General features: G+C 63.1%; 5 protein-coding genes and 1 pseudogene. 2 read left to right on the forward strand and 4 right to left on the reverse strand.

Features of this window, described 5'->3' with window-relative positions:
• Positions 1-425: MFS transporter (locus ACLP25_RS08575; RefSeq protein ID WP_442468785.1), on the forward strand; the 425-nt coding region annotated here is incomplete at its 5' end.
• A gap of 32 nt (positions 426-457) precedes the next feature.
• Positions 458-799 (forward strand): annotated as a pseudogene (locus tag ACLP25_RS08580) (lipoprotein N-acyltransferase Lnb domain-containing protein); the annotation flags it as partial.
• Between the two features lie 320 nt (positions 800-1,119).
• On the opposite strand, the gene ACLP25_RS08585 reads toward ACLP25_RS08580, so the two are convergent.
• The 4 genes from ACLP25_RS08585 to kdpA all read right to left on the reverse strand — a co-directional run.
• Positions 1,120-1,413: a heavy metal-binding domain-containing protein gene (locus ACLP25_RS08585; protein WP_442468786.1), complete on the reverse strand. Its 294-nt coding sequence runs from the start codon at positions 1,411-1,413 to the stop codon at positions 1,120-1,122.
• Positions 1,414-1,442: 29 nt separating this feature from the next.
• A complete protein-coding gene (locus ACLP25_RS08590) occupies positions 1,443-1,700 on the reverse strand; it encodes a hypothetical protein (protein WP_442468787.1) in 258 nt (85 codons plus the stop codon).
• Between the two features lie 29 nt (positions 1,701-1,729).
• Entirely contained in the window at positions 1,730-1,915 is a 186-nt protein-coding gene (locus tag ACLP25_RS08595) for a hypothetical protein (protein WP_442468788.1), read from the reverse strand.
• 134 nt (positions 1,916-2,049) lie between these two features.
• Positions 2,050-3,084, reverse strand: a 1,035-nt coding sequence (gene kdpA, locus ACLP25_RS08600) for a potassium-transporting ATPase subunit KdpA (RefSeq protein WP_442468789.1), incomplete at its 5' end; no start/stop codon positions are given.

The raw sequence follows: 3,084 nt of genomic DNA on the forward strand, positions 1-3,084 counted from the left end.
ATTTCTCCCCGGCAACGCACTGGCGCGCGCCCACGGTCGTGCGGAAGGTCGAGAACAACCGTGGGCCGGTCCTCGCGGTGGTCGAATACCGCGTCGACGCGGCCAACAGCGCGGAATTCCTTGCCGCGGTCGACGAACTGGGACACTCGCGAAAGCGGGACGGCGCGTTTGCCTGGGGCGTTTATGAAGACGTCGGCGATGCCGGGCGTTTCGTGGAGACATTCACGATCGACTCCTGGCTGGAGTTCATGCATCTGCGCGAGCGGGTGAGCAACGCTGACGAAACGATCGTCAACCGGGTTCGCCATCTGCTGGCGGAGGCCCCGCTCATCACCGTTTGTGTCTCCTCCGAGCGCCCTCACCGAACTTGGAGAATGCAGAGCCTTCAATCCGGTCGCGGTCAGGTAGGCAAGCCTCAAGACTGAATGCCTGGCCCGCGCGCAATACGCAATGCTTCGCAACGTCGCGCATCCTGCTGCTCGAATATGTCGCCGAAGCGAACGCGCTGGCGGAGAAATCCGCTTTCTACAATTCGCTCACCACCAATTGCACGACAGCGGTGGCAAAACTGATCAGAGCCGCAGGCGGAGCCTTGCCGTTCGACTGGCGGCTCATCGTCAACGGCTATCTGCCGGGTTACCTCTATGACCGCGGCGCGGTCGTCACCTCGATCCCCTTGAACGAGCTGATGGCGCTCGCGCGGATCGATGCGCGCGCGAAAGCAGCGGATCAATCGCCGGAGTTTTCCCGGCTCATCCGCGTCGACGTTCCTTCGCCCCGCGACCAGGCGGAGCGGTGACCGCGTTGTAAGGGAACCGCGCGGGCTTCCGTCGCTCGTCGAAGCCCAAAATGCGTCGGTACCGGTCGTCCGCTGAGGGCGGACTCCGCGCCTTCGAAATGCGACGCCTGTAGGTCCGCTTCCCTGCCCAATTGAGGCGTCCAGTGCCGCGGTCTGCTACGTCTGCAATACGTCGGCACCGGCCGTCCGGAGTGCGCAAATAGCGGGCGTTCGGCGACAGCTCGGCGAACGGGTCAAATCGGACCCTTTGCTGCCCTTCCCCGTCGGTCCCTTCCATCCGCCCGGCGACGAGATTGCATCGCCAAGCACTGCGCGGCCGATCACGCGGCTTCGGCGAATCTGACCGCAATGCCGGTGACCGCGATGCGCTGCAACGGAGTGCCGTCGACGTCAGCGGACTTGATGCCTTCGACTTCAAAATCGAGACCGATAATCGCGTCAGCGTCGTTGTCTTGCGCTTTGCGAATCAGCGCATCGACGGCTGCTCGACGGTCGGCTTCGGCGGTCGAGGCGTTGACGGCGCGCCAACCAGAGGACGCTTTAATGCGGCCGATCGAATAGTGGTCGCGGCCGCCTTGGATCGCATTTGTACGACTGACCTGCATAGCCTCCATCGTTTTCTCGTGTCCGGGCCAAGAGAAGCCTACGCGGCCCGCCGATTCTCCGGAGCGCCGCAATCATCGATTTCGAGGAGCGAATCCAGTTCGAGACCGACGGGCAGCATGATGACCGATTGGGGACGGCTTTGGCATTCGTACATCGCGAACCGAATCGCCGCCGTGCGGTCGGCGAACAGCCCCCCACACATGCCGCGCCCGTCTCTGACGACCCAGCGCCCGCATCGATCCTGTCCGATGAACAGGCAGGCGTCGGTCGCTACTTTGATGTCTTGCTGAATCATGGAGGCCTCCTGAGCTGCGCGAGCCGCGATCATTGAGGCGCTCCGACAAGAAGCTGCGCGGCTATTGCGAAGCAGAAGACGATAAGAAGAAGCAAGCCGATATGGCCGGCCACCCCCATAGTGACCAGCGACTCGTGTTCGTTCAGCGCATCGAGTTCAGACAGCGTGCTTGGACGATCGACCGGCCAGAGCACATCTGATTGCAAACTACGCATGCTACAACTCCCTTATTTCCTGATGTATTTTTGTGCCCGTGCCCGTAAACAAACAAGACGGAACTCGCCCCTCGATCGTTAGCGATTGATAAAGTTCCGGGATTGGGTGCTTGGCTGCTGTTTACCGCCTTGCTTCAGAACAGCGTCCCTTGCTGAAGCAGGAGGTGTTCGGCGACCGGACCGAGCGCGAGCGCCGGAAGGTATTGCAGCAGGGTCACGATCACGATCACCGCCAGCAGGAAGGTTATGAACAGCGCGCCGTCGGTCGGCAGGGTTCCGGCCGAAGGCATCGCCTTTTTCTTCGCCGCGAGAGACCCGGCGATCGCCAGGATTGGAATGGCGTGCGCGAAACGGCCGAGAAACATTGCGAGGGCGGTGGTGACGTTCCACCAAGGGGTGTTCGCGTTCAAGCCCGGGAAGGCCGAGCCGTTGTCGGCGGCGCTGGAGGCGTAGGCGTAGACGATCTCGCTCAGTCCATGCGGTCCCCCGGCGCCGAGACTGTCGAGCGCGATCTTAATGACGGAAGCGGCGCCGGCGAAGATGAGCACGAGCGCCGGCGGCAGGAGAAGCGCGAACATCGCGAACTGCATGTCGCGGGCGTGGATCTTCTTGCCCAGATATTCCGGCGTCCGCCCGATCATCAGCGCCCCGATGAACGCCGTGATTAAGACGAGCAGTAGCAGACTGTAGAGCCCGGTCCCGACGCCGCCCGGCGAGATGCAGCCGAGCAGCAAATTGAACATCGCGACGAGCCCGGAGATCGGCGCCATGGACTCGAGCACAGCGTTCGACGCGCCCGTCCCGGTCCCCGTTGTCGCATCGGCTAACAGGGCGGCGCCCGCCTGGCCGAAGCGCAGTTCCATGCCTTCCATCACGCCGAGCGAAGGATCGACGCCGAGCGCGGTCAGTGCCGGATTGCCCGCCGCCTCGACTTTCCAGATCACCGCCAGCGCCACGACGAAGATGATGGCCATTGTAATCAGAAGAGCGCGCCCCTGCCGGACGTCGACGGCCATGCGGCCGAAGGCGAACACCAGCGCGACCGGGAGCACGAGCTGGCTCCAGTTCTGCACAATGTTCGACCAGACGCTCGGGTTCTCGAACGGATGGGCGGAATTGGCGTTGAAGAAGCCGCCGCCGTTGTCGCCGAGGAGCTTGATCGCCTCCTG

Source organism: Roseiarcus sp. (genome assembly GCF_052145395.1).
Classification (GTDB): domain Bacteria; phylum Pseudomonadota; class Alphaproteobacteria; order Rhizobiales; family Beijerinckiaceae; genus Roseiarcus.